The 1,603-nt window shown below is 41.2% G+C and carries 2 protein-coding genes and 1 pseudogene; 1 reads left to right on the top strand and 2 read right to left on the bottom strand.

Annotated elements, in window-relative coordinates:
- Positions 1-77 precede the first annotated feature (77 nt).
- Together QUA13_RS32375 and QUA13_RS32370 are read right to left on the bottom strand one after the other, a co-directional pair.
- A pseudogene (locus tag QUA13_RS32375) lies at positions 78-335 on the bottom strand (response regulator); the annotation flags it as partial.
- Between the two features lie 84 nt (positions 336-419).
- Entirely contained in the window at positions 420-797 is a 378-nt protein-coding gene (locus QUA13_RS32370; RefSeq protein WP_333205176.1) for an ATP-binding protein, read from the bottom strand.
- A 434-nt stretch (positions 798-1,231) separates the two neighbouring features.
- Here QUA13_RS32370 and QUA13_RS32365 point away from each other — a divergent pair, with 434 nt between their 5' ends.
- Positions 1,232-1,555 (top strand): hypothetical protein, encoded by a 324-nt coding sequence (locus QUA13_RS32365; protein ID WP_333205174.1) that lies wholly within the window; start codon positions 1,232-1,234, stop codon positions 1,553-1,555.
- Positions 1,556-1,603: the final 48 nt, after the last annotated feature.

Raw genomic sequence — 1,603 nt, 5'->3', positions numbered from 1 at the left:
CAATGGATACACTTCATAAGCTTGTACTCTATGCTGCACAAATATCCTAGCACTCACGCCTTAAGAGAACAGTGCCCTGTGCGGCTGCTTAGCATTACCACAAAAACATTAGTACGGCGCTGCATTTCCTGGCAGAGGTGATAGCCTGTAGTATCCGGCAAATTCCAATCAAGAACTACTAGCAGTGGCTTGAATTTTTCAAACAATTCTAAAGCCGTCTCGCCATCTGCTGCCGAATCTACGTGATATTTCTGATTTAAAAAGCGATGAACTAGATTGCGGATGGCTGCGTCATCATCCACAACGAGAATCTTGGCAGTAGTATCAGTAGTCATCACAAAAAAGTTTCTTTCTCTTGTCAATTTAAAGCTGGCAATTACAGAACAGCTTAGTGAAGCGTAAATCCTAGGTCGCTCCAACTAATACAGACTTTTTTGGTGCAATTCTTCTTTCAACTTCGCTTGAATGTCAAAAGGCTCTCCCCAATCCAAAATTTTTACTTCTAGGTGTTCGTTAAATACCATTATTTCAATCTCTATCGGAGTTTCTAATGGCAGATTTTTGTGAGCGTGGCGAACAGCATTCGTAAACCCTTCAATCACAGCAAGTTTACACTGATGCAAAACGCCTAGGGGAATTGGTAGAGGATCTAAAAACTGTTCAACCCACGATAAAACTTGAGCAACAGCCTTAATATCAGTATTTAGTTTTAGTTGAAGGCTAGTTTTTGGAAGTTGCTCGTTAGAACTTGGCTCGGGTTGGCGATTTCGTTGCTTTTGAAGCCCGAAAAAATTCAATCTGTTTAAAACATCGATTGCCCGCTTAAAAAAACCATCTTGAATGCTGTATTGGGATGATACTAGACCAGGCTGCTGAATAATAAAATTTTACAATGAACAGACAGTTTCGACCGTCAGAAGTGCGGGTATAACTTAGCTCATCGGCAATTTTGCCAATAATTTTTATACCTATCCCACCTGACGGAATTTCATCTATGTTATCTCTCATGGTGCTATCCTTTGTCATCATTTAATGTGTACTTTTTTACCTAAAAAAGAGAGTGGCATTCTAAACGATTAAGTTTGCATGATTTATGCCGGACTTTTCCCGTATGCCGTGCAGTTGTTGTCAGGATCATTTTCTCTTTATTGCTGGGGTCTTGACAAACTCAGTTTGCGATCGCTAAACTGAGCGAAAACAGACATTGACAATTAGAGAAGTAAATTATATAATGACGACCCTCAAAGCCTCTGAGGAAGGATTAGTAAAAATTAGGCAAGCTAGAAGAGAAAGGGGCTCAACGATAGAAGACCCCAGATGGCTAGTAGAAGCGAGTCAAACATTAGAGCCCGATCGAACTTGGACAGAAGCCGGGCCCTATGCCGATGGCCTCTCGCTGCCAACTTGGAGGCGCTTTTTAGGAGGAAGAGAACCTATTAAAGCTAATGCTTTCAAGGCTTTCTGCACGGTTTTGCAGTTGAATTGGGAAGAAATTGTCGATCGTCCTCCTTTAGCCCCCCCTTACCAAGCTATGCTTTATAAACATCTTTCTTAACAAGAAAGTTGACAAAAGTAACTACTTGTGTAGGAGTTTTTGGGGCTC

The organism is Microcoleus sp. S28C3, assembly GCF_036700785.1.
GTDB classification, from domain to species: Bacteria; Cyanobacteriota; Cyanobacteriia; order Cyanobacteriales; family Microcoleaceae; genus Microcoleus; species Microcoleus asticus.
The sequence above is the reverse complement of the archived record's forward strand: the minus strand, read 5'-3'. Positions and strand labels throughout refer to the sequence as shown.